General features: G+C 66.4%; 1 protein-coding gene. It reads right to left on the bottom strand.

Annotated features, from left to right (window positions below):
- Positions 1-34 precede the first annotated feature (34 nt).
- A partial coding sequence (locus D9599_RS31025; RefSeq protein WP_198385176.1) for an integrase core domain-containing protein occupies positions 35-220 on the bottom strand: 186 nt, incomplete at its 5' end.

Raw genomic sequence — 220 nt, 5'->3', positions numbered from 1 at the left:
TGACCAGCCCCCACGAGGTGGCCCAGGCGGATTTTTAATGGAGCATGGCTGCGGCCTGTCCTGAGCTGGTGGGGGGTTGGCCTACGGAGGACGGCAGAGGTGATGTCGGGAGCACCTCTGGCGCGGGCGGTCGGTAGCGCAGGGAGGAGTGCGGGCGGACGGTGTTGTAGTGCCGTCGCCATTGCTCGATGAGGACCTTGGCCTCGGCGAGCGTGTTGAA

It is taken from the genome of Roseomonas sp. KE2513 (assembly GCF_016107305.1).
Taxonomy (GTDB): Bacteria; Pseudomonadota; Alphaproteobacteria; order Acetobacterales; family Acetobacteraceae; genus Roseomonas.
This window is presented reverse-complemented; position numbering and strand designations above follow the sequence as displayed.